This window comes from Streptomyces sp. NPDC050161, from assembly GCF_044460025.1.
GTDB lineage: Bacteria > Actinomycetota > Actinomycetes > Streptomycetales > Streptomycetaceae > Streptomyces.
Genome location: NZ_JBITJM010000022.1, coordinates 60,705 through 86,963, shown reverse-complemented (window position 1 = coordinate 86,963; position 26,259 = coordinate 60,705). Strand labels below are relative to the sequence as shown.

Below are 26,259 nucleotides of genomic sequence, written 5' to 3'. Positions count from 1 at the left end.
TACGGCAAACCGGGTACTTACACATCATTCGGGACAAAGGGCGGTAACAGCAGTGCAGCGGCGGTACGTGACCTTGGCAGCGGCGGGACTCGCCACCGTCATGACTCTGACCCTGACCGCCTGTGACGGGGGTCCGGGCGGCGGCGGCAACGTCACCCTCAAGCTGATCGCGGCGGACTACGGCGACGGCAAGGCCACCAGCTCCCAGCACTACTGGGACGAAGTGACCGACGCCTTCGAGAAGAAGAACCCCGGCATCAAGGTCGACGTCGACGTCTACAGCTGGACCGAGGTCGACAAGAAGGTCGCCGGGCTCGTCAAGGACGGCCACGCCCCCGACCTCGCCCAGATCGGCGCGTACGCCGACTACGCGGCCAAGGACCAGCTCTACGGCGTCGACCAGCTGCTCTCCATCCCGACCCAGGCCGCCTTCACCCCCGCGCTCGCGGAGGCAGGCGAGTACCACCGGATCCAGTACGGCATGCCGTTCGGCGCCAGCACCCGCCGCCTCTTCTACAACAAGAAGCTCTTCGCCGAGGCCGGCATCACCGAAGCCCCGCAGAGCTGGGACGACATCGCCAAGGACGCCGAGCTGCTGAAGGCACACGGCGTCAAGATGCCCTACGCGCTGCCGCTCGGCCCGGAGGAGACCCAGGCCGAGACCATGATCTGGATGCTCAGCGGTGGCGGCAGCTACACCGACCAGATCGGCAAGTACACGATCAACTCGCCGGAGAACGTCAAGACCTTCGAGTGGCTCCAGAAGAACCTCGTCGGCAAGGGCCTGACCGGCGGCGACCCGGCCGGCCTCAACCGCGAGGAAGCCTTCCAGGCGTTCGCCGACGGCGACGCCGCCATGCTCAACGGCCACCCGACCCTGATGAAGCAGGCCGCGGCCAAGGGCATCGACTACGGCACCGCCGACCTGCCGGGTGTCAACGGCAAGGCCAAGGCGACCATGGGTGTCGCCGACTGGATGATGGCGTTCAAGCAGAACGGCCACCGCAAGGAAGCCGGCAAGTTCCTCGACTTCGTCTACAGCGACGGCAACGTCCTGAAGTTCTCGCACGACTACGGGCTGCTGCCGGTCACCACCACGGCATCCCAGAAGATGGCGGCCGACGACAAGTTCAGCACGCTGCACAGCTTCCTCAAGCAGCTCCGCGACGCCCAGTTCTACCCCGCGAACAAGATCTCCTGGCCGATGGTCTCCAAGTCCGTCAAGGCGAAGATGGGCGCCGCGGTCGGCCCCAAGGGCGACCCCAAGAGCGTGCTCACCGAACTGCAGAACGCCGCGGACACCGCCGACAACACCAGCGAGTGACCGCCCGCGCCCCGAGGCCCCCGGCGCTGTCGGACCGTGGGCTTATCGTGGAAACGTGACGACGGGCGGTACGGAAGCGTGATGACGAGTGGTGCGGGAGGCGGCGCGGACGGCGCCGCACCCGGGGCGGACGGCCGTGCGGACGACGCCGGAGCGGGCGGGCTCTCGGCGCGGGACACGGCGGTGCTCGCCGTGGAGCGCCGCTCCTGGCCGTCGGCCGGTCCCAAGGAGCGCTACATCCGCGAGCGGCTCGGCCTCTCGCCGACCCGCTACTACCAGCTCCTGAACGCCCTGTTGGACGACGTGCGGGCGCTGGAGCACGACCCGGTCACCGTCAACCGCCTCCGCCGGGTGCGCGCCGCCCGCCGCACCCGGCGCTGACGTACCGGACTCAAGGACCGCTCCGGGACGGCGCACACCCCTCGCGTCACACCGCCCCACCGGTAGGCTCGGCGCCATGGGCAGCTCCCCGAACGCCGCACCGGAACCGCAGGAATCCGCTCCCCGGGAACCCGGCCCCCGCGCCCTCCCCGAACCGCGCACCGCAGCCGGCCGGGCCGGTCTCGCCGCGCTGCTCGCCGAGCCGCAACGCGCCGTGATCGCCCTCGACTTCGACGGCACGCTCGCCGCCATCGTCCCCGACCCGGAACAGGCCCGCGCGCACCCCGGCGCCACCGCGGCGCTCGGCCGCCTCGTCCCGCGGCTGCGCGCCGCCGCCGTGATCACCGGCCGCCCGGTCGAGGTCGCGGTCCGCCTGGCCGGCGTCACGGGCGCCCCGGGCCTCGACCACCTCGTCGTACTCGGCCACTACGGCGCCGAGCGCTGGGAAGCCGCGAGCAACACCGTCCACGCGCCCCCGCCGCCGCCTGCCGTCGCCGCCGTGGCGGCCGAACTCCCCGGCGTGCTGGCCGCTTCCGGCGTCTGGCACGGCCCCTGGACCGAGACCGCGATCGAGGCCAAGGGCGGGCGCGCGCTCGCCGTGCACACCCGCCGCGCCCCCGACCCGCAGGGCGCCTTCGACCGGCTGCGCGCGCCGCTGTCCGCGCTCGCCGCCCGCCACGGCCTGATCGTCGAACCGGGCCGCCTCGTCCTGGAGCTGCGCCCGCCGGGCATGGACAAGGGCGTCGCCCTCACCGACTGGGTCCGCGAGAGCGGCGCCCGCACCGTCCTCTACGCGGGCGACGACCTCGGCGACCTCGCCGCCTTCGACGCCGTCGAACGCCTCCGCGCCGACGGCCTCACCGGCCTCCTGGTGTGCAGCGGCAGCGCCGAGGTCGCCGAACTGGCCGCCCGCGCGGACCTGGTGGTCGACGGGCCCGATGGCGTGGTGGCGCTGATCGACGGGCTCGCGGACCGGCTCGCGGCCACCTGAGGACGGCGGCGGGCCCCCGTCGACGCCCGGGTCAGCCGCCCCCGCCGTGCCGCCGGAAGCGCTCGCCCACCATCCCCTGATCGGTCTCCCACCACGGCCGGGTCAGCTCCGGCTGCGGCGCGTCGGTCCCGCCCGCAGCGCCGGTCCCGCCCGCAGCGGCCGTCCCGCCCGCCGGTGCCAGCTCGCGATCGAGCCGGGCGTCCAGCGCCTTCGTACGGGCGCGCTCGGACCGTACCCACTCCGCGAACACCGCGATCAGGAACGGCAGTCCGACGACCTCGGCGATGGTCAGCATCAGCCCGCCGCCGATCATCTGGTCGCGCTCCGGGCTCGGATCCCAGGGCCGGTGCTGCGAGGCGTACCAGCCGCCCGCGATCATGGTGCTGCTGGTCATCACGACGATGCCGGGCACCGCGTCGACCAGCCCGTCGACCAGCACCAGCAGCGCCCGCACCGGATGGCTGCACCACGACGGCAGCAGCGCCTCGCGGGTGAGCATCGGCAGCACGAAGAGGCTGCCGACGACCAGGAGTTGCAGGTACATCAGCTCGTGCAGCGGGCCGTGCCGCAGTGCCGTCGGGAAGTACGGCGTGAAGTAGACCGCCAGCTCGGACGCGAGTACCAGCACCGTGCTGACCAGGGGAAAGGTCAGCAGTCTCAGGGCGCGGCCGGTCAGCCGCGCGCGCAGCCACCGGGCGGCCGGCCGCTCTTCGGGCAGTGCCCGCAGCGCGAGGGCCAGCGGGTCGCCGAGCGCCAGGCCGAGCGGCGCGATCAGGTCGAGCACGACGTTCTGCACCGCGGCGGGCCAGAACAGCTCGTGGTCGTAGACCGCGAGCCCTGACATGGTCGCCACCACGATGCCGCCGAGCCCGATCCCCGCGAACGCCGCGGTCCGCGCGAGCGGCCACCGTTCGCCCCGCCGCGCGAGCCGCACCAGACCGCAGGCGTAGAGACCGCCCAGCACGAGCACCAGCGCCAGGGCGTACGGATCGAGCTGCCAGCTGTCGGCCAGCCGCCCCGCGGTGAGTTCCGGGAGGCCGGCCGCAATCGTTGTACCCGTCACGGATCACACGCTAGACCCGGCACCGCGACGGCGGCGGAGCGGGTGCCCTGCGGTCAGCAGGACCGGTCATCCAGCGCCCGCAGCTCCTCCAGTTGCGCCAGGAACCAGCGGGCGGGCGGCAGCGCGGTGGCGGCTGCGGCCAGGCGTCCGGTGCGGGCGGCGCGTTCGGCGTCCGGCATCGACAGGGCCGCGTGGAGGGCGTCGGCGGTGGCGTTGATGTCGTACGGGTTGACGGTCAGGGCGTCGTCGCCCAGCTCCTCGTGGGCGCCCGCCTCGCGGGAGAGGACCAGGGCGCAGCCCGCGTCGGAGACCACCGGGATCTCCTTGGCGACGAGGTTCATGCCGTCCCGGATCGGGTTGACCAGGGCCACGTCGGCGATCCGGTAGGCGGCGAGCGAGCGGGCGAAGTCGTCCTTGACGTGCAGCACGACGGGCTGCCAACCGGGCGTGCCGTACTCGGCGTTGACGGCTTCGGCGACCCGCTGCACCTCGGCGGTGTAGTCGCGGTAGACGGCCAGGTCCTGGCGGGAGGGGTAGGCGAAGGCGATGTGGACCACGCGCTCGCGCCATTCGGGGTGGTCGGCGAGCAGCCTGCGGTAGGCGTGCAGGCCGCGCACGATGTTCTTGGAGAGTTCGGTGCGGTCGACGCGGACGATGGTTCTGCGGGCCGGGGCGGCGCCGCGCCCGCCGTCCACCTGGGCGCGCAGCGCCACGAGCCGTTCGCCGACGTCGGGACGGTGCGCACGCTCGTGCAGGAACCCGGCGTCGGCGCCCAGGCCGTACACGCCGATGCGGGCCTCGGCGATCTCGCCGTCCGGGCCGAGCGCCGCCCGGCAGCAGCTGCGGAACGCCCGTGCCCAGCGGTGGGTCAGGAAGTTGGTGCGGTCCGCGCCGAGCATGCCGCGCAGCAGCTGCCGCTGGATGTCGTCGGGCAGCATCGCGAAGTACTCGGCGGGCGCCCACGGCGTGTGGGAGAAGTGCGCGATCCGCAGGTCGGGGCGGAGCGCGCGGAGCATCCCGGGGGCCAGCGCCAGGTGGTAGTCCTGGATGAGGACCGCGGCGCCCGGTGCGGCGGCCTCGGCGAGCGCGTCGGCGAAGGCCGCGTTGTACGCCTCGTAGGCCGCCCACTGCGTACGGAAGTCCGTATCGAAGGCGGGTTCCAGGGGCGTCTGGTAGAGCATGTGGTGGACGAACCACAGCACGGAGTTGGCGATGCCGTTGTAGGCGGCGGCGTGCACCTCCGCGGGGATGTCCAGCATCCGGACGCGCTGTCCACCGGTGTCGTCCGGGTCGAGGTCGCCGCCGGTGCGCCGGACGGCCGCGCGGTCGCCGTCGCCGAGCGCGGCGCACACCCAGACCGCGTCGGTGTCGGGGCCGATGGCCGACAGGCCCGAGACGAGACCGCCGCCGCCGCGCTTGGCGGTCAGCGTGCCGTCGGCTGCCCGGGTGTAGGAGACCGGACCGCGATTGGAGGCGACGAGCACCTCGGCAGGCTTGCGTTCGGAGACCATGCGGCGAGAGTAGACGGACGGGGTGCCGCCCGCGCGCCTTCAGGCCGCCCGGCGTTCCGCGTACTCCGGTATTTCGGCCATCGGGGGCCGTTCCTCGGTGTCCACGTCGGTGGTGCGGGGCACGAAACCGGATTCGCCGCGGTCGAACTGGGTGAGCCGGGGCCGCACCAAGTGGCCGCGGGCCAGCCGGAGTTGGGCCGTGCGGTAGATGGCAGCCGCCATCCGGCCGAGTGCCTGGCCGTCCTGGTGGCGGTGCTTGCGGACGCCGACGTCCACCTGGGCGAGCGCGTCCAGGCCGACGGTGTGCAGGGCGTCGACCAAGAGGCCCAGCTCTACGCCGTAGCCGACCGGGAACGGCAGGCGCTCCAGCAGTGAGCGGCGGGCCGCGTACTCGCCGCCCAGGGGCTGCACGAAGCCGGCCAGTTGCGGCCAGTGGAGGTTGAGGAGGGGGCGCGCCACCAGTTCGGTGACCCGGCCGCCCTGTCCGGCACCTGAGCCGGGCGCGCCGCCGGTCTCCAGCGGCCGGTCGTACATCGCCTTCACGAACTGGATGTCCGGATCGGTCAGCAGCGGGCCGACGATGCCGGAGACGAAGTCCGGTGAGAAGGCGCGCAGGTCGGCGTCGACGAAGCAGACGATGTCGCCGCGGGTCGCCAGCAGCGAGCGCCAGAGCACCTCGCCCTTGCCGGGGAGCGCGGGCAGCCGCGGCAGGACGGTGTCACGGTGCACGACGCGCGCGCCGGCCGCCGCCGCGACCTCGGCGGTGCGGTCGGTGGAGCCGGAGTCCAGCACCACCAACTCGTCAACCAGAGGCACATCGGGGGTCATCAGCGCGGCGCGGATGGCCGCGGCGATGGTGCCGACCGTGGCCTCCTCGTCGAGTGCGGGCAGCACCACGCTGACCGTCCTGCCGGTCTGCCGCTTGGCGTCGAGCAGCTGCCCGAGCGGGCGGTCGGCAGCGGACCAGGAGCGGTGCTCAAGCCAGCGCTCCACCTCTTCCAGCACGTCTTCGACTCCTCGGTGCGCGCCGTATCAGCGGCGCATGTGATCCATCTCGCGGTTCGGACGACTATCTCAACCGTCAGGGCCTTCGGTTACAGTCTTGAACAACGCGGACGACCGTCGCATGCCGGGGTCTCCGCACCACAAACGCCTGGGATTTTGCCCAGTGCCATACCGCTCATCCAGAGGGGCAGAGGGATACGGCCCGTTGAAGCCCCGGCAACCCTCCAGCCGGTCTTGCCGCCAGGACGTGAACGTCCCGCGCGCGTGAGGCTCCCGGCTAGGGAAGGTGCCAAATCCGTCTCGTGGCGAGATGCGCCCCGAGGAAGATGAGGAGAAAGGGCCTCCCTCCATGGCTGTGCAAGCTACTGAAGTCACCGAAAACGCTTCCTCCGTCGCTCTGGGTCCTGCCGTCGCGCTCTCCTGCCGCGAATGCGGCGAGCGTTTCGACCTCGGCCCGATCTTCGCCTGTGCGACCTGTTTCGGGCCGCTCGAAGTGGCGTACGACCTGCCGAGTGGCGACCCCGAGGGACTGCGGAAGCGGATCGAGGCCGGTCCCGACAACATCTGGCGCTATGCGCCGCTGCTGCCCGTCCCCGAGGACGTGGCCGAGAAGCCGAACCTCAACCCCGGCTTCACCAAGCTCGTCAAGGCCGACAACCTCGCCCGTGAGCTGGGTGTCACCGGCGGCCTGTACGTCAAGGACGACTCCGGCAACCCGACGCACTCCTTCAAGGACCGGGTCGTCGCCATCGCCGTGGAAGCCGCCCGCGCCTTCGGCTTCACCACCCTGTCCTGCTCGTCGACCGGCAACCTCGCCGGCGCGGTGGGCGCGGCGGCGCGCCGGGCCGGCTTCAAGTCCTGCGTCTTCATCCCGCACGACCTGGAGGCGGGCAAGGTCGTCATGGCCGCGGTCTACGGCGGCGACCTGGTCGGCATCGAGGGCAATTACGACGACGTCAACCGCTTCTGCAGCGAGCTGATCGGCGATCCGCTCGGCGAGGGCTGGGGCTTCGTCAACGTCAACCTCCGTCCGTACTACGGCGAGGGCTCCAAGACGCTCGCGTACGAGATCTGCGAGCAGCTGGGGTGGCGGCTCCCGGACCAGATCGTCATTCCGATCGCGTCGGGCTCGCAGCTGACGAAGATCGACAAGGGTCTGAAGGAGCTGATCGCCCTCGGCCTCGTCGAGGACCGGCCCTACAAGATCTTCGGCGCCCAGGCGGAGGGCTGCTCGCCGGTCTCGACGGCGTTCAAGGCCGGTCACGACGTGGTGCGCCCGCAGAAGCCGGACACCATCGCCAAGTCGCTGGCGATCGGCAACCCGGCCGACGGTCCCTACGTCCTGGACATCGCGCGCCGTACCGGCGGTGCGGTGGAGGATGTGAACGACGAGCAGGTCGTGGACGCGATCAAGCTGCTGGCCCGGACGGAAGGGATCTTCGCGGAGACCGCGGGCGGTGTGACCGTCGGCGTGACCAAGAAGCTCATCGACGAGGGGCTGCTCGACCCGTCCCTGACCACCGTCGTCCTGAACACCGGTGACGGCCTCAAGACGCTTGACGCCGTCGCCCCGACCACGGGCCCCACGGCCACCATCCGCCCGAGCCTGGACGCGTTCCGCTCGGCCGGTCTGGCCGGCTGACCCGTCCCGCCCGCCGCCGCTCGCCCGGCGGCCCCCGAACCCGCAGTCGTATTCCGTAGCCGTTGGAAGGCAGAACCCATGAGCGTCAAGGTCCGCATCCCCACCATCCTCCGCACGTACACCGGTGGCCAGGCCGAGGTCGCGGCCGAGGGCGCGACCCTCTCCGAGGTGATCGGCGACCTGGAGAAGAACCACCAGGGCATCGCGGCCCGTGTGCTGGACGACGCGGGCAAGCTGCGCCGCTTCGTGAACGTGTACGTCAACGACGACGACGTGCGCTTCGAGCAGGGCCTGGAGACGCCTACGCCGGACGGTGCGGGCATCTCGATCATTCCGGCGGTGGCGGGAGGCTGCTGACCGCCTTCGGGGGCCGCTGCCCCCTCGGAAGGAGTGCGCCGTTCAATTCGCGCCATCCTTTCCCTTGACTGACTGGAATGGCCCCGTCCGCGGATAAGCGGACGGGGCCATTCCGAGTTGTGAAAGGGTCCTGCAAAACGCGATACCATTTCGCTGATTCCCTTCCACGCCCCCACCGTGAGCGGTTCGACGCCCATGAGATCGCGGTGAGTTGTGCGCAAAGTGTGTGCAGCATTTGCGGCTTAAGTGCGCTATGCCCGGCCCGACTTGCCCGGGAATATGGGTAGTTCAGGGCATATCGCCCCTTCCTGCGCCGTCAGAATTCTCGTCCGATTGACCTGTTGCGCTGGGCATCGGTGCAGATACATTCAGCGGCGGTCGACGCGTTCCGGCGCACACCCCACGGGCCATTCGCGGGGTGAGGTCTGACCCGGGTCCGCGGAGTGCGGTCCTGCGCAAGGGCCAGTAATAGGGGAGTTAGGCATGGCTCAGGGCACCGTCAAGTGGTTCAACGCGGAGAAGGGGTACGGCTTCATCGCGGTCGACGGTGGTGCGGATGTTTTCGTCCACTACAGCGCGATCCAGATGGACGGTTACCGCACCCTTGAGGAGGGCCAGCGGGTCGAGTTCGAGATCTCGCAGGGCCAGAAAGGGCCGCAGGCGGACATGGTCCGGGTGGCGGCCGGCTGAGGCGCCGACCGACTGCAGCATGAAGGAGGCCCGCATCCCTTCGGGGGTGCGGGCCTCCTGTCGTGCCCGGGACGGTCGGGGGGCGTAGGCCCGACGTATCCCACAGGCGCTTGCACTCTAGGGGGTCGAGTGCTAATCATTGGCGTTAGCACTCTCCGGGTGAGAGTGACAGTTTTGGACCGTCGGCGAGGTCCGCAGGCAGGGCGGGAAGGAACCGTCCGGTGTGTGGTCCGTCCGTCGCGGGCGCCAGCGCGGTCCGGAGAAATCCGCCTCCACGCCTTCGGGCGCGGGAGGTGCCCCCTTCGTCCTGGGAGGACCACTTCACATGGCCAAGATCATCGCGTTCGACGAGGAGGCGCGGCGCGGCCTTGAGCGCGGTATGAACCAGCTCGCCGACGCCGTCAAGGTCACCCTCGGCCCCAAGGGCCGCAACGTCGTCCTTGAGAAGAAGTGGGGCGCCCCCACGATCACCAACGATGGTGTGTCCATCGCCAAGGAGATCGAGCTGGAGGACCCGTACGAGAAGATCGGCGCCGAGCTGGTCAAGGAGGTCGCGAAGAAGACGGACGACGTCGCCGGTGACGGCACGACGACCGCGACCGTCCTGGCCCAGGCGCTCGTCAAGGAGGGCCTGCGCAACGTCGCCGCCGGCGCCAACCCGATGGCGCTCAAGCGCGGCATCGAGAAGGCCGTCGAGGCCGTCTCCGCCGCTCTGCTGGAGCAGGCCAAGGACGTGGAGACCAAGGAGCAGATCGCTTCGACCGCCTCCATCTCCGCCGCTGACACCCAGATCGGCGAGCTGATCGCCGAGGCCATGGACAAGGTCGGCAAGGAAGGCGTCATCACCGTCGAGGAGTCCCAGACCTTCGGTCTGGAGCTGGAACTCACCGAGGGTATGCGCTTCGACAAGGGCTACATCTCGGCGTACTTCGCCACCGACATGGAGCGTATGGAGGCGTCGCTCGACGACCCGTACATCCTGATCGTCAACTCCAAGATCGGCAACGTCAAGGACCTGCTGCCGCTCCTGGAGAAGGTCATGCAGTCCGGCAAGGCGCTGCTGATCATCGCCGAGGACGTCGAGGGCGAGGCCCTGTCGACCCTGGTCGTCAACAAGATCCGTGGCACCTTCAAGTCCGTCGCCGTCAAGGCCCCGGGCTTCGGTGACCGCCGCAAGGCCATGCTCGGCGACATCGCCATCCTCACCGGTGGCACCGTCATCTCCGAGGAGGTCGGCCTCAAGCTGGAGAACGCCGGTCTCGACCTGCTGGGCCGCGCCCGCAAGGTCGTCATCACCAAGGACGAGACCACGATCGTGGACGGCGCTGGCGACAGCGACCAGGTCCAGGGCCGCGTGAACCAGATCCGCGCCGAGATCGAGAACTCGGACAGCGACTACGACCGCGAGAAGCTGCAGGAGCGCCTGGCGAAGCTCGCCGGCGGTGTTGCGGTCATCAAGGCCGGTGCCGCGACCGAGGTCGAGCTCAAGGAGCGCAAGCACCGCATCGAGGACGCCGTTCGCAACGCGAAGGCGGCCGTCGAGGAGGGCATCGTCGCCGGCGGTGGCGTGGCCCTGCTGCAGGCTTCCTCGGTCTTCGAGAAGCTGGAGCTGGAGGGTGACGAGGCCACCGGCGCCAACGCGGTGAAGCTGGCCCTGGAGGCCCCGCTGAAGCAGATCTCCGTCAACGGCGGCCTTGAGGGCGGCGTTGTCGTGGAGAAGGTGCGCAACCTGGCCGTCGGCCACGGTCTGAACGCCGCGACCGGCGAGTACGTCGACATGATCGCCGAGGGCATCATCGACCCGGCGAAGGTGACCCGTTCCGCGCTGCAGAACGCCGCCTCCATCGCCGCGCTGTTCCTCACCACCGAGGCCGTCATCGCCGACAAGCCGGAGAAGGCGTCCGCCGCCCCGGCCGGCGGTGGCATGCCCGGCGGTGACATGGACTTCTGATCCTCCCGAGGATCGGCAGGCCATAGCGCCGGAGTACGTACTGAGGGCGGCACCCCTTCCGGGGGGTGTCGCCCTCGGGCGTTGTGCGGGGCGGACCACGGGGCCAAATCGTCGGTGCGGGAGCCGCGTTGCGGCGTAAACGATCACGGTTACCGTGGGAGTGAGTCGCGTGTGCCGCCTGGCCCTTGCGGGGTGCCCGCGGGCACCGGCGGCTTCACCGGCAGCTCGGAGAGGGAGGCCGCCATGGCCGGCACCAACCGCATCCTGGTCATCGTCACGAGCGTGGGCGAGTACGAGAAGGCCGGGTACCGCACCGGCCTGTGGCTGGGGGAGCTGACGCACTTCTACGACGTCGCCGAACAGGCCGGCTTCGCGATGACGATCGCCAGTATCGCGGGCGGCCACGTCCCGCTCGACCCGGAGAGCCTGGCCCACGACGTCCTCGCCGACCTGGGCACCGGCAAGCGCTACGCCGACCGTGCGTTCATGGACAAGCTGACGGACACCGTGCCGGTGGCGGACGTCGACGTCGAGGACTTCGACGCGATCTACCTCACCGGCGGGCACGGCGTGATGTTCGACTTCCACCAGAGCGCGGCGCTGGAATCGCTCATTGCCCGGTTCCACGAAACCGGCCGGATCGTCTCGGCGGTCTGCCACGGGCCGTGCGGCCTGCTCGACGTCACCCTGAGCGGCGGGGAGCCGCTGGTGCGGGGCAAGGACGTCACCGGCTTCTCGTGGCCCGAGGAAGAGCTGGCCCAGCGCGCGGACGTGGTTCCCTACAGCCTCCAGGACCGGCTCAAGCAGCTCGGGGCGTCCTACAGCACGGCGGAGAAGCCGTTCGCCACGTACGTGGTCGAGGACGGCCTGCTGATCACGGGGCAGAACCCCGGCAGCGCGCAGGCGGTCGCCGAAGCGGTCGTCGGGCGGCTGCGCTGACCTGCCCCGACCCCCTCGCGCACCCCGCGAACGCCGCGTCTAAGGTGCGGCCATGACTTCGCAGACGTACCTCTCCGGCCTGTTCGCCCTGGACGGCAGGACCGCCGTGGTGACCGGCGGCAGCTCCGGCATCGGCCGGGCCATCACCGGCGCCCTCGCCCGCGCGGGCGCCAACGTCGTGATCGTGGCGCGCAGGGAAGCGGAACTCGCCGCCACCGCCGACGAGTTGACGGCCGAAGGCTGCCGGGCGGCCTGGGTGAGCGCCGACCTCGGCACCCGCGAAGGGGTGCGGACGGCGGCGGACCGGGCGGCTGCCGTATTCGGCGAACCGGACATTCTCGTCAACTGCGCCGGGGTCAACCTGCGCCCGCCGATGGGCGAGTTGGACGACGAGGTCTGGGACACCACGATGGCCGTGAACCTGGAGGCGCCCTTCCTGCTGGGCCGCAGGTTCGGCCCCGGCATGGCCGAACGCGGCTACGGCAGGATCATCCACATCACCTCCCAGCAGGCGCACCGCGCCTTCGTCCAGAGCGGCGCCTACGGGGTCTCCAAGGGCGCACTGGAGTCCCTGGCCCGCTCCCAGGCCGAGGCGTGGTCACCGCACGGCGTCACCTGCAACACACTCGTCCCCGGCTTCGTGATGACGCCGCTCAACACCCGCCTGTCATCCGACCCCGAAAAGGTCGAAGCGCTGGCCGCCCGCACCCTGACCGGCCGCAACGGCCTGCCCGACGACTTCGCCGGCGCCGCGGTCTTCCTGGCGAGCGCCGCCTCCGCCTACGTCACCGGCCAGGCCCTTTACGTGGACGGCGGCTTTTCGGTGCACTGAGGGGCCCGCCCCCGCCTGCCTCTCCTGCCTCTCCTGCCTCTCCTACGCCTCCTACGCCTCCTGCGCCGACTCGCCGTCGGGCCGCTCGCGCGGCGCCAGCCACTCCTGAAGCTCGATCACGTTCCCCTCGGGATCCTCCAGGTAGGCGACCCGCATCCGATCGCCCATCGGGCCCGGCTCCCGGGTGAAAACCGCACCCCGCGAGGTCAGTTCGGCGTGGGCGGCGTCGAGGTCGTCCACCCGCAGCACCACCAGCGCGCGGTAACCCTCCGGCTTCGCCTCCAACTGCCCCAGCACACCGGCCATCTGCGCCCGCTCCTGCAGCGCGATGGCGGCATGCCCGGTGTCGGGGCTGAACTTGGCGTACGGGCCGCTCTCGGCCTCGAACTGCGGCTTGAGCCCGAGCACGTCCCGGTAGAAGCGGTAGACGCCGGGGAAGTCGGACACCAATACACGTATCTGGGTGAGTTCCATGCCGACCTTTCTAGCCCAGTTCCGGCCGGTCCCGGCTTCGGTTCCGCCGCGATCGGGATCTCTGCGACCGGCCGCCGCACCGGTCTGGAGGGGCCTCCGTCAGTGGGTGAAGTCCTTCAGCTCCTCGGTTTTCAGGGTGATGCCGAGGGGGTCGGGGAGCGGGACGGCGGCTCCGTACGGGTGGGTGGCGCGGGTGCGGTAGGTGCCGTTCAGCGGCTCGCTGTAGACGGTGAGCGTGCCCGCGTCGCGGTCGATGAGGAGGTAGGCGGGGATGCCGGCGGCTGCGTAGCCGTCGCGCTTCTCGCGGCGGTCGCGGCGGTCGGTGTCGGCGTCGTGGGAGGTCACCTCGACGGTCATGAGGACGCCTTCGGGGCTTGCCCATTCGCCTTGGCCGACGAAGTGGTCCTCCGGGGCGAGGGAGCCGTCGGGGCGGGCGCGGTCCTTGCGGTAGGACCCGGTGCGGAGGCCCTGGGTGGGGTACAGGGCGAGGTCGGGCCGCTGGTGCAGGCACTGTTCCAGCAGCGTCATGACGATCGCTCCGTGCGTGCCGTCCCGTGGCGGCTTGACCTCCAGCCTTCCGTTGAGGAATTCGAGCGTGACGGTTTCCGGCGCGGCGTGGGCGAGTTCTTCGAAGTCCTCGACGGGCATCTGTGGGCGGCGGGCGATGCCCGGCGTCATGGGCGGCTTCCTTCCGGTGCGCGTGCACGGGTCGCCTCTCGGAGGCGTTGGGCGTGGGTGTGGACGGCCGTGGGGGAGAGGCCGCGCGGGGTGGGGCGGGGTTCGTTGCGGCAGTCGGGGCAGAGGCCGCCGGGGAGGGCCTGGGGAGGCCAGGGGCGCGGCAGAGGGTGCATTCCATGAAGCGGGGGCGGGGTGGGGTTCCGGTGTTGAACTGTGGTGGTTCCGGGGCTTGTTGGGGCTCCGGTGGGAGTTTGGTGGTCAGGCGGGAGTGGGCCAGCTTGGCGGGGTGATGGACGACCGGTGGCAGGCCCGCGGTGAGCGCCTGGGCCAAGTGCTCGGGCGTCGCACCCCGGGCCAGCCACTCGGCGGCCAGCGGTTCGAGGGCGGCGCAGTCGGCGGCGGAGAGCGTCATACGGGGATCTGTGCGGCCGAGGGCGGCGAGGGCCGTGTAGGCCGGGGTGCGGGGGTGCGCCGTGTGTGGGGAGTGGTGTGGACGTGGGGGTGGTGGTGGTTCCGGTTCGTGCGGTGGTTGCGGTTCGCGCGGGGGTGTCGGTTCGCGCGGGGGTGTCGGTACGCGCGGGGGTGTCGGTACGCGTGGCGCTTGGACGGCGGCCGGTTCCGTGGGGACGTTGCCCGAGGAGATGGGGACGTCAGCCGAGGAGGTACTGGCGTCATCCGATGAGGTGGGGACATTGCCCGAGGTGAGGGCGGCCCACCAGGAGTCCGGGCGCGGGGTGCGGGAGAAGTGTGTTCGGGTCACCCAGCGCGGGCTGCCGCTGCCGCCCCGGAGTTCGGTGATGCGGCGCAGGTGCCCGGCCTCGGATAACCGCCGCAGTGCCGTGCCCAGCGCGCACTGGCCGTAGTCCGGCAGCACCTTGGCCAGCGTCTTCACGGAGATGTCGGCGCCGTCCGGCAGCCGGTCGAGGTATCCGGCGATGGATGCTTCGCGGCGCGGGAGGTGCGTGAAGTCGTCGGCGCTGCGGGGAAGTTGGCCCGGGGCGGTGCGTTTGCCGTAGCCGGGGCGGGCCGAGGGATGTACGCGACCGGGGTGCGCGGGTGCGGACGGGGGTGTAACGGCGTTAGAGTCTTCAGTAGCCATGAGATCGCTTGTTCCGATCTTGTTGGTCAGACCCCGGCGTGAGTGTTGGTAGCACCCGCCGGGGTTGATTTTTGTCTGGTGCCGGGCACGCTAGACCGGCGTGGCAGGTTGTGGCAAACCGAACACAATCCGTCATCGGTGCTGGTGTGTACGGGAGTTGGGCGGGTGGGTGGGTGAATTCCCTTTCCCCTCCCGTGCGTTGAAAACAGGGCTCGAAGCTCGGATCTCGAAGCCCGGATCTCGGCGCCCGGGTCTCGGGTCTCGCGCGGTGTGCGGCCCCCGGCCAGGGGCGGCGGCCCGCGAGGACGCAGAATTCGTTGCCCTCCGGGTCTCCCGACACGCGGAACCAGTGAGCCTTTTCCAACCTCAGTTTGTGCATGTCAGGTGCAGGGTGAGGACGGCCTGGACGAGGCTGGTGATACGGCTGGTAGAGCATCGCAGTTTGCGCATGAGCCGCCAGGTTTTGAGGGTGGCCATGGCCTGTTCGACGAGTGCACGGATCTTCGCGTGTGAGCAGTTGACGGCCCGCTGACCAGGGGAGAGAGTCTCCCAGCGCCCCCAGTAGGGAACTCGCACGGTGCCGTCGGCGCCCCGGTAGCCCTTGTCGGCCCAGCAACCCACCCGGCCCCCGCCAGGGCTCCGATGATGCCGTGGCTTCGCGCGGCCTTGATGTCGTGGACAGATCCCGGCAGCGCGGGCGAGGCCCACAGCAGCCGTCCTGCCGGGTCGGCGATCACCTGCACGTTCAGCCGTGCTTCTTATGTTTCCCGGAGTAGAAGGGTCGGTCGGCGGCGATCCGGTCGATCGGCAGCAACGTGCCGTCCAGGATCACGAACGCCTTGCCGGAGGCTGTCCTCACCGCCTCGGCGAGGGTTGGCGCCAGAGCGGCCAGGATGTCGACGGCCTCGGCGATGTACCGGTAGGTGGTGGTGGTGCCCACACCGAATCCGGCGGCGAGCTGGGCGTAGGTATGGCCGCATCGCAGATGAGCCGGCACGAGCAGCGCCTGCCGTCCGGCGGCCATCCGGCGCCATCGTGTCCCTTGCGCAAGACGACGTGCGGTCAACGCACGGGCGAGGAAGCGCAGAGCGGAGGTGGACAGATCGACCCCGGCTGGGTGGACAAGCATGCGGAAAGCTCCTGGCAGGATGGCTTGGACTCGACACGCACCCGTCTACCAGGAGCTTCTCCACGCCCGGTCCCCGCCCTCACCCCCCAGCGGCCCTGCTCCGCACGCAGGTTGAGGAAATCTCAGTGGGTGTGGACGTGAGGGGGGTGCGGAAGAGTTCGGCGCCGGTCACGAGCGCGGGACGGTGGTCGAAGCGACACCGATCCCCTTCGTGCCCGCGTCGTGCTCGGCTACCTGCGAGCCGGGCGCGAGCTGGATTCGGCCGAGCTCGCGGCTCAGGGCCGACTCGGACTCCCCTCCGGTGTGCTCAGCTGTACTCAGCGAGGAGCAGTACCGCCTGGGGACTCTGCACCCAGGAGCGTGAGCAGCCCGGGGAATCTCTTCTCGATGTCCACGCGTCGTAGTCGGATGCCCTTGCGGTTGCCGTAGTCGATCTCGTCAATGAGACCTGCCTCGCGCAGGACCCGGAAATGGTGGGTCTGGGTCTGCTTCGAGATCGGAAGACCGAACGAGTTGCAGCCCCGCTCGCTGTCGCTGCGGTCGGCGGCCAACTCCGTCAACACCGAACGACGGTGCTCGTCGGCGAGGGCGCGGAACACCGCACCCAGATCGAGCGCATCGGCCTCCGGGCCGACCAGGTTCCTCCCGGCCACGCGGCACCCCCTTCAGGTATGACTTGCATCGTACCTGAAGGGCGTGCTTCCCTGATGAGGTACGAAATTGATCGTACCTTGACCCGATGGCGCTGCCCCGTGCCGCCGCTCCCTGAACCCCGGCTCGGCACTCGCCGCGAACCTGGTCATCGACACTCCGAGAGGTCATCGTCATGAAGAAGCCCGAGGTGCTGATAGTCGGCGCCGGAATCGCAGGGCCCGCACTCGCGTACTGGCTCTCCCGGAATGGATACCGGCCGACGGTCGTCGAACACGCCCGGCAGCTGCGCTCCGGTGGTAGCGCGATCGTCGTGAAGGGGCCCGCGATCCCGGTCGCCGACCGCATGGGCATCCTCCCGCAGCTCCACGGGCTCGCCACCCGCAATCGGTCGCTGACCCTGCTCGACCCCGGCGGCAGGCGAATCCTGCAACTCCCGCTCACCTCGGACGAGGCGCCGACGGTCGAGGTGACCCGAGCCGACCTGTCCGAGGTGCTCCACCAGTCGGCGCAGACCGAGGCCGAGTTCTTGTTCGACGACACGGTCACCGCTCTCGACCAGGACGAAGGCGGGGTCGATGTCACCTTCCGGCGGTCCGCGCCACGGCGCTTCGACTTGGTGGTCGGTGCCGACGGGATGCACTCCACCGTACGGCGCCTGGTGTTCGGACCCGAGCGGCAGTTCGCGAGCGACCTGGGCCTGTACGGCGCGACCGTCCCGCTGGAACCCGACGCCATCGAGGACCCGACCGAGATGACGATGCTGACCGTGCCGAACCGGATGCTGGTCCTCCACCCCTCGCGGACCACTCCGCTCGCGATCTTCACCTTCCGGGCCGCACAGCCGGCGCCCCACGACCGCAAGAACATCGCCCTTCACAAGCAGACCGTGGCCGACGCCTACGCCGACGTGCGGTGGCGGGCACCGGAACTCGTGGCGGCGTTCCTCGACCACCCGGCTCCGTTCTTCGACCCCCTGACCACCGTCCGGGTGCCCTCGTGGTCCCGCGGACGGGTCGTACTGCTCGGGGACGCGGCGGCGGCGACAGCCCTGTTGGGTGACGGGTCCAGCATGGCGATGGCGGGCGCTTACGCCCTCGCAGAAGAGCTCGCCGCCCATCCCGGTGATCACGCCCGCGCCTTCGCCGCCTACGAGTCGCGGCTCCGCCGCGAGGTAGGCCCGCGGCAGCGACGTGTCGGTCTGCTCTCCAGGCTCATGGTGCCCCGCACCCGGCCGGGCCTCGCGGTGCGCAACGCGGTGGGCCGCGCGGTCGGTCGCACGAACCGGATCGCCTCTCGCGAAGCCGCGAACCGGTAGACCAGGCCCGCACCGACCGCTCACCGGCCGGTGCGCAGCTCCCCTGTAGCTCCCAACCGGGTCGGCGCCGCCATCTCCGACGAGCCCGGCTCGGCGTGGCAGGTCATCGCCGATGCGGCAGATCGCCTGCTGTCGGCCCCACCCACCGTTCCCGGCGCTCGCCACGACATGGGTGCTGCCGGTGACTCCCCCCCCGCGACGCGGAGGTGAAGTGCTGGACGGACAAGGCGTATCAAGGCGCCGGCGGCACCACCCGGGCGCCCTTCCGCGGCCTGCGTCTCAAGCTGCGACAACGTCGGCACAACAGCACCCACGCCCGGACCCGTTGCCTCGGCGAGCAAACCATGGCCGCTCTGAAGGGCTGGCGCCTCTCGCGGAAACTCCGCTGTAGCACCAACCGAGTCACCGCCATCGTGAAGACCATCCCCGCCCTTCGTCACGCCTCAACCTGAGGTGGGAAAGGCTCAGTAGCTCTGGAGTGTTGTTCGCCGAGGAACTGAGGCAGGCGCGCGAGGGCCACGTTTCCGGGAAGGGCCAGCAATGGCTGCAGACGCACTCGATCCCGGACCGAACAGCGATTACCCGTACTTCCCCCGTCACGAACAGGGGCGGCCCGCATGGGCTGGCATGGGAATGGCCGCAGAGACCGTGATGCCGAGGGGAGTTCAGCGAATGCAGCACACTGGCCGGCTCACGCTTATCGATCTCACAACCCGCCACTCGGACGGAACCCCGATTGCCCCCCGGTCATTCTTCCGAATGCCCCCCATGCCCCCCATGCCCCCCATGCCCCGTAAGCCCCGTACCGGCGTTGGGCTCGGTTCGCGGTGTCATCGCCGCATCCCGGTCAGCGTCACGGCCCTCTCGCATCTTTGGGGGCGAGTCAGGTATGAGGTCAGGGATTCACGCAGATCACCGTCACACTGACGCCAATCGTGTCGAATCCATCTTGGCGACCGCTTCCGCTCCAGCCGGACCCGTCCGAGAAGGGGTTGCTGTCAACCATTACGGGACGGTTTCCCTGCAAATTGACACCTCCTCCGACAGCTTTCTTGCCAGCCGGGCACCTAATGGACCGGAGCTGACCGTTAGGAACGGCCGCATTCGGCAGATGCACGATCTGATAGCCGTCAAGGCTCATTGGCGCGGGGCCCTTTGGGGGCTGGTCCGAGACGCTGCTCTGCGCGGCCACAACGGCTCCCCCACCAGCGACAAGGAGCACAGCAGCTACCACGGCGGGGATTTTCCAGCGCTTCATTTCTGCCTCTCATTCATGGCGATGGTGTTGGGCCCGTACCCTTCCACGCTTCTCCATGGGAGATTTGATAAGCCCTTCGTGTGGCCTAAGCAGAATCGATGCTCCTGGCTCGAATGGTGGTACCCCATGCCCCGCAAACCCCGCCCCCCCATGCAGCACCCCTGGGTACCCCGAGCTGACAGCTGTCGGCGGACGCTGCCCGAAGCGCACCAGGGAAGCGAAACAGGACCGTGCATCACGTGGTGGCCTCGTCTGCTCGACTCGCCGGCAGCGCATCCGGCGCGCGTACCGGTACGTGAATCCGTCGTGCGTACTGTGCGGAAAGTCTGCGAGCGTCGCTGACCATTTCCCTTTGATTCGGCGCCAATTGATCGCTCGGGGTGATCCGAATCCGGATACCGCGAAACATCTTCGGCCTTTGTGCGTCGCTTGCCATGACGAACGGCGATCACGGCGCCCGGGTCCGACGATGACGACTCGGACGTGTGGGGCTGATCCGCAGCCCGCAGAGCCCCCGGCCCGGTGCCTACGAGGCCAAGCGCTCAGGGGCGTGGTGACCGGAGCCGGTCGGTCCGGCGCCATGTTCGGGTCGGTTGATCTCGGCCCACACCGCATCGAGGGAGAGGCCGAGTACGTCGGCGATCGCCGCGATGGTCGGGAAGGCGGGGGTGGCCACGCGGCCCGACTCGATCTTGCGGAGGGTCTCCGGTGAGACGTGTGCGGCGAGCGCGATGTCGAGCATCGAGTGCTCTGCCCTGGCCCGACGTAGCAAGGCGCCGAGGCGCTGTCCGCGTTCGACCTCTTCGGGAGTGAGCGGCAACCTGACCATGGCCCCGATTCTAGTACCGGTATAGTTTGGCCGGTATAGTTTGACCGGTATATTTATTGGTTACGAGAAGGGTGCCGCATGATCGAGATCCTGAACCCCACCCTGCTGGCTCGGGCGAAGGGCACGGGCGCCCTGGTCGCCGACATCCTGCAGACGCTGAAGAGCCGTAGCGCGGTCGGCACGAACCTGCTGGACATCGACCGGTGGGCGAAGGCCATGATCGTCGAGGCGGGGGCGCAGTCCTGCTACGTCGACTACGCGCCGTCCTTCGGCCGCGGCCCGTTCGGCCACTACATCTGCACGGCCGTCAACGACGCCGTACTCCACGGCCGGCCCTACGACTACGCGCTCGCCGACGGCGATCTGCTGACCCTCGACCTCGCCGTCTCCCGGGGCGGAGTCGCCGCGGACGCCGCCATCAGCTTCCTCGTGGGCGACGCGAAGCCTGCGGAGAGCGTCGCGATGATCGATGCGACCGAACGCGCGCTGGCCGCAGGGATCGCCGCCGCCGGGCCCGGGGCTCGCGTCGGCGACCTCTCCCATGCCATCGGCACGGTCCTCGGTGAGGCGGGATACCCGATCAACACCCAGTTCGGAGGTCATGGCATCGGGTCAACGATGCACCAGGACCCGCACGTTGCGAACACCGGACGGCCCGGCCGTGGGTACAAGCTGCGCCCCGGGCTGCTGCTCGCGCTGGAGCCGTGGGTCATGGCGGACACCGCTGAACTCGTCACCGACGCCGACGGGTGGACGCTCCGCAGCGCGACCGGCTGCCGGACGGCACACAGTGAGCACACGATCGCCATCACCGACGACGGAGCCGAAATCCTCACCTTGCAGAAGTAGGCGCGGCTGTGAGGGTGCCTCAACTCTGCCCTCTGTCGGAAAGTTTGGTTCACTCCGAGACGGGCCGGTCTGCCCCTTTTTGAATGGACAGGGGATATATGGAGAACGTATGTTCCCTCTGTGTGCGGGCCGCCTCGGGGAGAGGCGGCCCGCTGCACGTGTCAGCACAGTGATCCAGCACCACCGGGGGATTTCGCATGTCCCACATGCCCGTCGCACCGCCGCCGCCACAGCCGTCCCCGGAGCATTTCGCTCCGCACGGACCGCAGGCCGTTCTCCGCTCGCCCGTCGGGCTCTCGAAGGCGGTGATGAGCCTGCTCGGGCTCGTCATCGTCGTCGACCTGTTCTCGCTGTGGCAGGGCCGCCGCTCGTACGACGTGGCCAACCGGCTCATCGGCGACATCCTTTCCCTGACCCCGGAGGAGGTCGACCGGGCGGACACGCTGTTCGGGCTGTCCGGGAAGTTGCAGGCCGCGAGCATGGTCGCGACTGCTGTGGTCTTCATCGTCTGGTTCCACAGGACCCGCGTGAACGCCGAGGTCTTCGCCCCCGAGTACCACATGAAGAAGCGCGGTTGGGCGATCTGGGGCTGGATCGTGCCGGTGGTGAACCTGTGGTTCCCGCGGCGGGTCGCCATCGACATCTGGAAGGCCAGCGCGGGCGAGAACTCCCGCTCCATGGCGCTCCTCAACGCGTGGTGGACGCTGTGGATCGTGAACCTGTGCTTCGGACGGGGCGCCAGCAAGTGGTACGCGAAGGCCGAGACACTGGATGAGATCAAGAGGTCGATCGTCGGGCTCATGGCGAGCGATGTCATCGACATCCTGGCCGCGGTGCTGGCGATCCTCTTCGTGCGCCGCCTGACGCGGATGCAGAACGAGAAGGCGCTACGGGGCCCGGCACTCTGACCCTCGATGGGCCGACGGTCCGGGGCCCGGGGCTCGGGTGATGAGCCCCGGGCCCCGGGCTTTTGTGTCTCAGGCGCCCGCGCGGTCTTCAGATGGCACAACGGCCCCGGCCACTCCCACCCTGGACAGGAAGAGTCGGCGGGGTGGGATTGCACAACTCCGGCCATTTTGTTGAGCTGTTGAGCTGTTGGCACCGCCATGAGACGGAGGCGCAGAACAGATGACGCAGACGCCCGCACCGTGGGGCACGCAACGAATGGGGCCGTACGCGGCCACCGCTACGGTTCCGAAATGCACGCCTGTGATCGACCCCGAAACGCAGATCGCGGTGACCGTGGATGAGCACGGCCGGACGGTTGAGCTGGGCAGCCACGGCACCAGCACGAGCGGCCTGACGCCCACCACGACCACCCCCGGTGACGGGGCCGGTCCGGGCGGCGCGACCGACGCGGACAGCACCGAGTCGTACGACCAGGACCAGAGTTCCGGCTGATGGACGACAGCAGGTCGGTACTGGTACTGACCAACTCCTACGACGTGACAGCGGATGTGGTGTTGCGGCTGCTCGCCGAACGCCGGGTTCCCGTTGTCCGTCTCGACCCCGGCATCGACCTGCACACGGGTGCCTCGCTGACGGCCACGTACCGCACGGGCGACCAGCGGGGCACGCTGCGCACGGCAAGCCGGGAACTTGACACCGCTCGGATTCGGTCCGTCTGGGTGCGTAGGCCCTCCCCCTACGAGGGGCCGCCGGGGTTGAGCGATCAGGACCGTCGGTTCGCCGCAGAACAAGCCCTGTGGGGCACGGGGGGCATCCTCGCGTCACTGCCGGGCGCGCACTACGTCAACCACCCGTGGAACAACCGGGCCGCCGAGTTCAAGCCCGCACAGCTTTCGACCGCACGACGCTGCGGATTCCTGGTGCCCGACACCGTAGTCACCAACGACCCGCACGAGGCACGGCAGTTCGCGGTCCACCAGTCCGGCGGAGTGGTCTACAAACCGCTGTGGAACACGCCCTACCGGGTGGACGGCCGGCCGCACAGTGTGTGGGTCCGGGAGGTGCGCGGGGCCGAGATCACCGATGCCGTGTCCGTCTGCCCGCACATGTTCCAAGCCAAGGTGGACAAGGCGTTCGACGTGCGGGTGACCGCCGTAGGAGACCGGCTGGTCGGGGTCCGGATCGACAGCCCTGATCTCGACTGGCGTCACCGTCAAGACCTGATGACGTGCACACCGGTCGAGGTGCCCGATCCGGTCGCCTGCGCGGTCGCCGCCTACCTCGGCGAACTCCGTTTGACCTACGGCGCGTTCGACTTCGCCGTAACCACCGCCGGTGACTGGTACTTCCTTGAGTGCAATCCGAACGGCCAGTGGGCGTGGCAGCCGGCAAAAACCCCCGCAGCGATCGCCCACACCATCGCCGACCAGCTGGAGAAAGGCCCCGACACGTGAGCACATCGGCTCAGCTTCGCAGCGCCCTGGCGGACAGGCTCACCGAGGACGGCACCCTCACCGAACCCGAGTGGCGCAGCGCCGCCAGGACGGTTCCCCGCGAGCTGTTCACTGGGTCCTACTTCATGCCGGTGGCAGGCAGCGTCCCGACCAGCTACCGCCTTGTCCGAGAGGGCAAGCCCGGATGGCTGGAGGGGGTCTACTCCGACGACACGCTGATCACCCAACTCGACGGCCGCATCAGGCCCGACGACGTGACCGAGGGGACTGTGACCGGTTCCCCGTCGTCGTCGTCCACGCTGCCGTCGCTGGTGCTGCGCATGTGGCAGCAGCTCGGCGCCGAGGTCGGGCACCAGGTGCTGGAGATCGGCACCGGAACCGGCTACTCGACTGCCCTCGGCGCGCACCGCCTCGGGGACGCCAATCTCACCAGCATCGAGTACGACCCGGCGGTGGGCGAGGCTGCGGCGGCGGCGCTCAAGGTGGCCGGTTTCGCGCCCCGGCTGATCACCGGTGACGGGCTGCGCGGCGACCCGGACGGCAGGTGGTTCGACCGGCTCATCGCCACCTGCTCGGTCCGGTACGTCCCGCTCCCGTGGCTGCACCAGGTGAAGCCGGGCGGAAAGATCCTGGTCACCCTGTCCGGGTGGAGTTACGCCAACTCCCTGGTGCTGCTCGACGTGACCGGCCCCGGGGAGGCAACAGGGCGGTTCCTGCCCGGCTACACCAGTTTCATGATCGCCAGGCCCCATGACCGGCCGCCCCGCCCGACGCTGGCCCTGCTGCCCGGAGAGGAACGCCCGAGCCGGATCGACCCTGCGAAGCTCGACACGTGGACCGGCGGGTGGGTCGCGCAGCTCGCGGCGCCTTCGGCCGAACGTATGGGGAGGGGGGCGGAGCAGATCCTCTGGGACGTGTCCACCGGTTCGCAGGCCCGGACGGCACCCAACCCCAACGGCGGGTGGACCGTTGTGCAGCGCGGGCCCGTCCGCCTGTGGGACCGGGTCGAGCGGGCGGTGCAGCGCTGGCAGGCCGCCGGCGAACCCCACCAGGAGGGATTCGGCATCACGGTCTCGGCCGCCGGTCAGCGAGTGTGGCTCGGCACCGAGGACGGGCCCGGCTGGGACCTGCCGATCTGACGCACAGCGGTCCCAGCCGACGGCCTGGGGCCCGGGGCTCGGGTGATGAGCCCCGGGCCCCGGGCTTTTGTGTCTCAGGCGCCGTGCAGCGAACCGCTGTTGAGGCCCGTCACGAACTCGGACCAGGCCGCCGCCCGGAACACGAGCGCCGGGCCGGAAGGCCGCTTGGAGTCCCGTACGGGGACGAGACCGGGGAGGGCGTTGTCGTTGACCTCCAGGCAGTTGCCGCCGCTGCCGCCGCTGTAGGTGGACTTGCGCCAGGAGGCGGCGCCGGGGAAGTCCTGCGCTACCTCCAGGCAGTTACCGCCATCACCGGCGCTGTAGCTGGACTTGCGCCAATATGCAGCGCTCAGGTCGTATTCACTGGTCACGGGTGTATTCCTCCGCCACTGACTCGATCAGGGCCAGAGACGCTTCCGGTGACAATGCGCTGGCCCCGATCAGATCGTAGGTCAGTTCGTTTCGTGCGACGGTGGCTGGATCGTCCAACAACTGTCCAATGCCAAGCCCTTCGACATAGGCCAGTGTTGGCGCGTCAGGGAAGCTCATCAGCTTCACCGGGCCACCAAGCGACGCGTGGGCCCCGGCGTCGAACGGCAGCACCTGCAAGATGATCCGGTGCCCCTTGGCCAACATCGCGATATGGCGCAGCGCCTCCGCCATTACCTGGGCCCCGCCGATGATCCGACGCAGAACGGCTTCGTCAAGTACGCACCAAAACAGTGGCGATGTTGGGTTTTCGAGGAGTCGGGCACGTTCGAGTCGCGCGGTCGACAACTCGTCGATGTCCGCCTCTTGCGCCGTCGGCTGGTACGCCCGGAAGACAGCACGTGCATAAGCCTCTGCCTGTAGAAGTCCAGGGATCAGCTGCGGGGCGTACTCCTTGATGGTTGAGGCGAGTGTCTCCGCCTCGGCCGCTTCCGCGAAATGGTCCGGGTACTTCGACTTCGTGGCCGCTTCGCAGTTGCGGGTGAAGTAGCCGTCCGTGCCGAGGATTTCGTCTATGCGGGCGGCGTACTCGGGGAGCATCCGGCGGGTACCGGCCTCCAGCTGGCCGATGAACGAGCCGCTGACGAAGAGAGCGGCGCCCAGTTCGTCCTGCGACAGGTTGGCCTTCTCGCGTTGGTGTCGTAACTCGGCGCCGAGCATCGCGCGAGGTGATGACGACGGGTCGAGACGCTTCGGTCCGGGCATGAGAACTCCTGGTCAGCCAGCCGGATGTGTTGGATCTGCGCCACTTTTCAGGCTAGCCGAGTCCGGCCACGCTGTGTGAAGAACATCACTACTGAGCGTGGAAGGTGGTATGGCGATGGCGATGAGTGAGCGGCGTCGGCCGGCGGCGGAGCGGCTGGGGGAGGCCGAGGAGATCGTGCGGGTCGTGGACGAGACGTTGCGGGAACTGGGCGTGGCGCTGCCGTCGTTGCGGGTGGACCGGATCTCGTGCGTGATGGCCGACCCGCAGCCGTTGATCGAACTCGGGCGGTGCAATCTCGCCACGGCGCGCCGGCTGGTGGAGGTGCTGGAAGGGTGCCGGCCGTGACGGGTGTCGAGTGCGGGCGGTACGTCGTGGACGCGCGGGACGGGCGGGTCGGCCGGGTGATGGGGCGCGAGGGGCCGTATGTGCAGTTGCGGCCTCCTGGGGGCGGGCGTGAGTGGGACTGCCCGCCGGACTCGGTCCGGGCCGCGATGCCGCGTGAGGAACTCCGTGGCAGGGTCGCGGAGTTGAATCAGGCGAGCAGGCTGCCCTGAGTGCGAGGCGTGGCGGCTGATTGCGGCTCGCGGTGTC

General features: G+C 69.7%; 27 protein-coding genes, 1 pseudogene and 1 riboswitch. Of the genes and pseudogenes, 18 read left to right on the top strand and 10 right to left on the bottom strand.

The window, feature by feature from the left end:
* The first annotated feature begins 100 nt into the window (after window positions 1-100).
* From ACIBK8_RS29140 to otsB, 3 genes are all read left to right on the top strand, one after another.
* Window positions 101-1,324 carry an extracellular solute-binding protein gene (locus ACIBK8_RS29140; RefSeq protein ID WP_399044930.1) on the top strand — a complete coding sequence of 408 codons (1,224 nt, stop codon included), beginning with the start codon at window positions 101-103 and terminating at the stop codon, window positions 1,322-1,324.
* Window positions 1,325-1,405: 81 nt separating this feature from the next.
* Window positions 1,406-1,705, top strand: coding sequence for a DUF3263 domain-containing protein (locus tag ACIBK8_RS29135; RefSeq protein WP_399044928.1), 300 nt, complete (start codon window positions 1,406-1,408; stop codon window positions 1,703-1,705).
* Window positions 1,706-1,781: 76 nt separating this feature from the next.
* Window positions 1,782-2,696 carry a trehalose-phosphatase gene (gene otsB / locus ACIBK8_RS29130; protein WP_399044927.1) on the top strand — a complete coding sequence of 305 codons (915 nt, stop codon included), beginning with the start codon at window positions 1,782-1,784 and terminating at the stop codon, window positions 2,694-2,696.
* Between the two features lie 31 nt (window positions 2,697-2,727).
* On the opposite strand, the gene ACIBK8_RS29125 is transcribed toward otsB, so the two are convergent.
* From ACIBK8_RS29125 to ACIBK8_RS29115, 3 genes are read right to left on the bottom strand one after another with little or no spacing between them, the layout of a single operon-like run.
* Window positions 2,728-3,759, bottom strand: a complete 1,032-nt coding sequence (locus tag ACIBK8_RS29125) for a cytochrome c oxidase assembly protein (protein WP_399044926.1) — start codon at window positions 3,757-3,759, stop codon at window positions 2,728-2,730.
* Between the two features lie 53 nt (window positions 3,760-3,812).
* Window positions 3,813-5,270: a trehalose-6-phosphate synthase gene (locus ACIBK8_RS29120; RefSeq protein ID WP_399044924.1), complete on the bottom strand. Its 1,458-nt coding sequence runs from the start codon at window positions 5,268-5,270 to the stop codon at window positions 3,813-3,815.
* A 39-nt stretch (window positions 5,271-5,309) separates the two neighbouring features.
* Window positions 5,310-6,275 carry a glucosyl-3-phosphoglycerate synthase gene (locus tag ACIBK8_RS29115; protein ID WP_393688240.1) on the bottom strand — a complete coding sequence of 322 codons (966 nt, stop codon included), beginning with the start codon at window positions 6,273-6,275 and terminating at the stop codon, window positions 5,310-5,312.
* A 172-nt stretch (window positions 6,276-6,447) separates the two neighbouring features.
* A riboswitch (SAM riboswitch) is annotated at window positions 6,448-6,608 on the top strand.
* Between the two features lie 16 nt (window positions 6,609-6,624).
* On the opposite strand from ACIBK8_RS29115, the gene thrC reads away from it, so the two are divergent.
* The 6 genes from thrC to ACIBK8_RS29085 all read left to right on the top strand — a co-directional run bounded on the left by thrC (window position 6,625) and on the right by ACIBK8_RS29085 (window position 12,686).
* On the top strand, window positions 6,625-7,917 hold the full coding sequence (gene thrC / locus ACIBK8_RS29110; RefSeq protein ID WP_399044922.1) for a threonine synthase: 1,293 nt from the start codon (window positions 6,625-6,627) through the stop codon (window positions 7,915-7,917).
* A gap of 78 nt (window positions 7,918-7,995) precedes the next feature.
* Window positions 7,996-8,274, top strand: a complete 279-nt coding sequence (locus ACIBK8_RS29105; protein ID WP_399044920.1) for a MoaD/ThiS family protein — start codon at window positions 7,996-7,998, stop codon at window positions 8,272-8,274.
* A 483-nt stretch (window positions 8,275-8,757) separates the two neighbouring features.
* Window positions 8,758-8,964 (top strand): cold-shock protein, encoded by a 207-nt coding sequence (locus tag ACIBK8_RS29100; protein WP_030576453.1) that lies wholly within the window; start codon window positions 8,758-8,760, stop codon window positions 8,962-8,964.
* 325 nt (window positions 8,965-9,289) lie between these two features.
* A complete protein-coding gene (gene groL, locus ACIBK8_RS29095; protein WP_227046769.1) occupies window positions 9,290-10,915 on the top strand; it encodes a chaperonin GroEL in 1,626 nt (541 codons plus the stop codon).
* 243 nt (window positions 10,916-11,158) lie between these two features.
* Window positions 11,159-11,854, top strand: a complete 696-nt coding sequence (locus ACIBK8_RS29090; RefSeq protein WP_399044919.1) for a type 1 glutamine amidotransferase domain-containing protein — start codon at window positions 11,159-11,161, stop codon at window positions 11,852-11,854.
* 52 nt (window positions 11,855-11,906) lie between these two features.
* The gene (locus ACIBK8_RS29085) at window positions 11,907-12,686 is read left to right on the top strand and encodes an SDR family NAD(P)-dependent oxidoreductase (RefSeq protein WP_399044918.1); all 780 of its coding nucleotides are present in this window, start codon (window positions 11,907-11,909) and stop codon (window positions 12,684-12,686) included.
* A gap of 51 nt (window positions 12,687-12,737) precedes the next feature.
* Here the strand turns inward: ACIBK8_RS29085 and ACIBK8_RS29080 are convergent, their stop codons facing one another.
* The 4 genes and pseudogenes from ACIBK8_RS29080 to ACIBK8_RS29065 form a co-directional block, all read right to left on the bottom strand.
* Entirely contained in the window at window positions 12,738-13,160 is a 423-nt protein-coding gene (locus tag ACIBK8_RS29080; RefSeq protein WP_399044916.1) for a VOC family protein, read from the bottom strand.
* 99 nt (window positions 13,161-13,259) lie between these two features.
* Window positions 13,260-13,838: a Uma2 family endonuclease gene (locus ACIBK8_RS29075; RefSeq protein WP_399044915.1), complete on the bottom strand. Its 579-nt coding sequence runs from the start codon at window positions 13,836-13,838 to the stop codon at window positions 13,260-13,262.
* A gap of 1,465 nt (window positions 13,839-15,303) precedes the next feature.
* Window positions 15,304-16,066, bottom strand: a pseudogene (locus ACIBK8_RS29070) (transposase family protein).
* Window positions 16,067-16,383: 317 nt separating this feature from the next.
* Complete coding sequence (locus ACIBK8_RS29065) at window positions 16,384-16,719, bottom strand: ArsR/SmtB family transcription factor (RefSeq protein ID WP_399044913.1); 336 nt, start codon at window positions 16,717-16,719, stop codon at window positions 16,384-16,386.
* A gap of 173 nt (window positions 16,720-16,892) precedes the next feature.
* Here ACIBK8_RS29065 and ACIBK8_RS29060 point away from each other — a divergent pair, with 173 nt between their 5' ends.
* Together ACIBK8_RS29060 and ACIBK8_RS29055 are read left to right on the top strand one after the other, a co-directional pair.
* Entirely contained in the window at window positions 16,893-18,035 is a 1,143-nt protein-coding gene (locus ACIBK8_RS29060; RefSeq protein ID WP_399044912.1) for an FAD-dependent monooxygenase, read from the top strand.
* A 206-nt stretch (window positions 18,036-18,241) separates the two neighbouring features.
* Window positions 18,242-18,487 (top strand): transposase family protein, encoded by a 246-nt coding sequence (locus ACIBK8_RS29055; RefSeq protein ID WP_399044911.1) that lies wholly within the window; start codon window positions 18,242-18,244, stop codon window positions 18,485-18,487.
* Window positions 18,488-19,819: 1,332 nt separating this feature from the next.
* Here the strand turns inward: ACIBK8_RS29055 and ACIBK8_RS29050 are convergent.
* Window positions 19,820-20,122, bottom strand: a complete 303-nt coding sequence (locus tag ACIBK8_RS29050) for a helix-turn-helix domain-containing protein (RefSeq protein ID WP_399044909.1) — start codon at window positions 20,120-20,122, stop codon at window positions 19,820-19,822.
* A 78-nt stretch (window positions 20,123-20,200) separates the two neighbouring features.
* Between ACIBK8_RS29050 and map the strand changes: the two genes are divergently transcribed.
* The 5 genes from map (at window position 20,201) to tgmC (ending at window position 24,473) form a co-directional block, all read left to right on the top strand.
* Entirely contained in the window at window positions 20,201-20,971 is a 771-nt protein-coding gene (gene map / locus ACIBK8_RS29045; protein WP_399044908.1) for a type I methionyl aminopeptidase, read from the top strand.
* Window positions 20,972-21,168: 197 nt separating this feature from the next.
* On the top strand, window positions 21,169-21,879 hold the full coding sequence (locus ACIBK8_RS29040; RefSeq protein WP_399044906.1) for a DUF4328 domain-containing protein: 711 nt from the start codon (window positions 21,169-21,171) through the stop codon (window positions 21,877-21,879).
* Between the two features lie 220 nt (window positions 21,880-22,099).
* Complete coding sequence (tgmA, locus tag ACIBK8_RS29035) at window positions 22,100-22,372, top strand: putative ATP-grasp-modified RiPP (protein ID WP_399044904.1); 273 nt, start codon at window positions 22,100-22,102, stop codon at window positions 22,370-22,372.
* Window positions 22,372-23,334 carry an ATP-grasp ribosomal peptide maturase gene (gene tgmB / locus ACIBK8_RS29030; protein WP_399044902.1) on the top strand — a complete coding sequence of 321 codons (963 nt, stop codon included), beginning with the start codon at window positions 22,372-22,374 and terminating at the stop codon, window positions 23,332-23,334. The genes tgmA and tgmB overlap by 1 nt, the downstream gene beginning before the upstream one ends.
* Window positions 23,331-24,473 (top strand): ATP-grasp peptide maturase system methyltransferase, encoded by a 1,143-nt coding sequence (tgmC, locus tag ACIBK8_RS29025; RefSeq protein WP_399044900.1) that lies wholly within the window; start codon window positions 23,331-23,333, stop codon window positions 24,471-24,473. The genes tgmB and tgmC overlap by 4 nt, the downstream gene beginning before the upstream one ends.
* 74 nt (window positions 24,474-24,547) lie before the next feature.
* Here the strand turns inward: tgmC and ACIBK8_RS29020 are convergent, their stop codons facing one another.
* Window positions 24,548-24,844 (bottom strand): DUF397 domain-containing protein, encoded by a 297-nt coding sequence (locus ACIBK8_RS29020; RefSeq protein WP_399044899.1) that lies wholly within the window; start codon window positions 24,842-24,844, stop codon window positions 24,548-24,550.
* Window positions 24,834-25,667, bottom strand: coding sequence for a helix-turn-helix domain-containing protein (locus ACIBK8_RS29015; protein ID WP_399044898.1), 834 nt, complete (start codon window positions 25,665-25,667; stop codon window positions 24,834-24,836). The genes ACIBK8_RS29020 and ACIBK8_RS29015 overlap by 11 nt, the downstream gene beginning before the upstream one ends.
* Before the next feature lie 121 nt (window positions 25,668-25,788).
* On the opposite strand from ACIBK8_RS29015, the gene ACIBK8_RS29010 reads away from it, so the two are divergent.
* Together ACIBK8_RS29010 and ACIBK8_RS29005 are read left to right on the top strand one after the other, a co-directional pair.
* On the top strand, window positions 25,789-26,013 hold the full coding sequence (locus ACIBK8_RS29010) for a hypothetical protein (RefSeq protein WP_399044897.1): 225 nt from the start codon (window positions 25,789-25,791) through the stop codon (window positions 26,011-26,013).
* Window positions 26,010-26,222, top strand: a complete 213-nt coding sequence (locus ACIBK8_RS29005) for a hypothetical protein (protein WP_399044896.1) — start codon at window positions 26,010-26,012, stop codon at window positions 26,220-26,222. Before ACIBK8_RS29010 ends, ACIBK8_RS29005 begins: the two co-directional genes overlap by 4 nt.
* Window positions 26,223-26,259: the final 37 nt, after the last annotated feature.

Coding starts and splice junctions, on each gene's coding strand:
- ACIBK8_RS29140 (WP_399044930.1), top strand. CDS start 101: ATGACTCTGACCCTGACCGCCTGTGACGGGGGTCCGGGCGGCGGCGGC.
- ACIBK8_RS29135 (WP_399044928.1), top strand. CDS start 1,406: ATGACGAGTGGTGCGGGAGGCGGCGCGGACGGCGCCGCACCCGGGGCG.
- otsB (WP_399044927.1), top strand. CDS start 1,782: ATGGGCAGCTCCCCGAACGCCGCACCGGAACCGCAGGAATCCGCTCCC.
- ACIBK8_RS29120 (WP_399044924.1), bottom strand. CDS start 5,270: ATGGTCTCCGAACGCAAGCCTGCCGAGGTGCTCGTCGCCTCCAATCGC.
- thrC (WP_399044922.1), top strand. CDS start 6,625: ATGGCTGTGCAAGCTACTGAAGTCACCGAAAACGCTTCCTCCGTCGCT.
- ACIBK8_RS29105 (WP_399044920.1), top strand. CDS start 7,996: ATGAGCGTCAAGGTCCGCATCCCCACCATCCTCCGCACGTACACCGGT.
- ACIBK8_RS29100 (WP_030576453.1), top strand. CDS start 8,758: ATGGCTCAGGGCACCGTCAAGTGGTTCAACGCGGAGAAGGGGTACGGC.
- groL (WP_227046769.1), top strand. CDS start 9,290: ATGGCCAAGATCATCGCGTTCGACGAGGAGGCGCGGCGCGGCCTTGAG.
- ACIBK8_RS29090 (WP_399044919.1), top strand. CDS start 11,159: ATGGCCGGCACCAACCGCATCCTGGTCATCGTCACGAGCGTGGGCGAG.
- ACIBK8_RS29085 (WP_399044918.1), top strand. CDS start 11,907: ATGACTTCGCAGACGTACCTCTCCGGCCTGTTCGCCCTGGACGGCAGG.
- ACIBK8_RS29080 (WP_399044916.1), bottom strand. CDS start 13,160: ATGGAACTCACCCAGATACGTGTATTGGTGTCCGACTTCCCCGGCGTC.
- ACIBK8_RS29075 (WP_399044915.1), bottom strand. CDS start 13,838: ATGACGCCGGGCATCGCCCGCCGCCCACAGATGCCCGTCGAGGACTTC.
- ACIBK8_RS29060 (WP_399044912.1), top strand. CDS start 16,893: ATGAAGAAGCCCGAGGTGCTGATAGTCGGCGCCGGAATCGCAGGGCCC.
- ACIBK8_RS29050 (WP_399044909.1), bottom strand. CDS start 20,122: ATGGTCAGGTTGCCGCTCACTCCCGAAGAGGTCGAACGCGGACAGCGC.
- map (WP_399044908.1), top strand. CDS start 20,201: ATGATCGAGATCCTGAACCCCACCCTGCTGGCTCGGGCGAAGGGCACG.
- ACIBK8_RS29040 (WP_399044906.1), top strand. CDS start 21,169: ATGTCCCACATGCCCGTCGCACCGCCGCCGCCACAGCCGTCCCCGGAG.
- tgmA (WP_399044904.1), top strand. CDS start 22,100: ATGACGCAGACGCCCGCACCGTGGGGCACGCAACGAATGGGGCCGTAC.
- tgmB (WP_399044902.1), top strand. CDS start 22,372: ATGGACGACAGCAGGTCGGTACTGGTACTGACCAACTCCTACGACGTG.
- ACIBK8_RS29015 (WP_399044898.1), bottom strand. CDS start 25,667: ATGCCCGGACCGAAGCGTCTCGACCCGTCGTCATCACCTCGCGCGATG.
- ACIBK8_RS29010 (WP_399044897.1), top strand. CDS start 25,789: ATGAGTGAGCGGCGTCGGCCGGCGGCGGAGCGGCTGGGGGAGGCCGAG.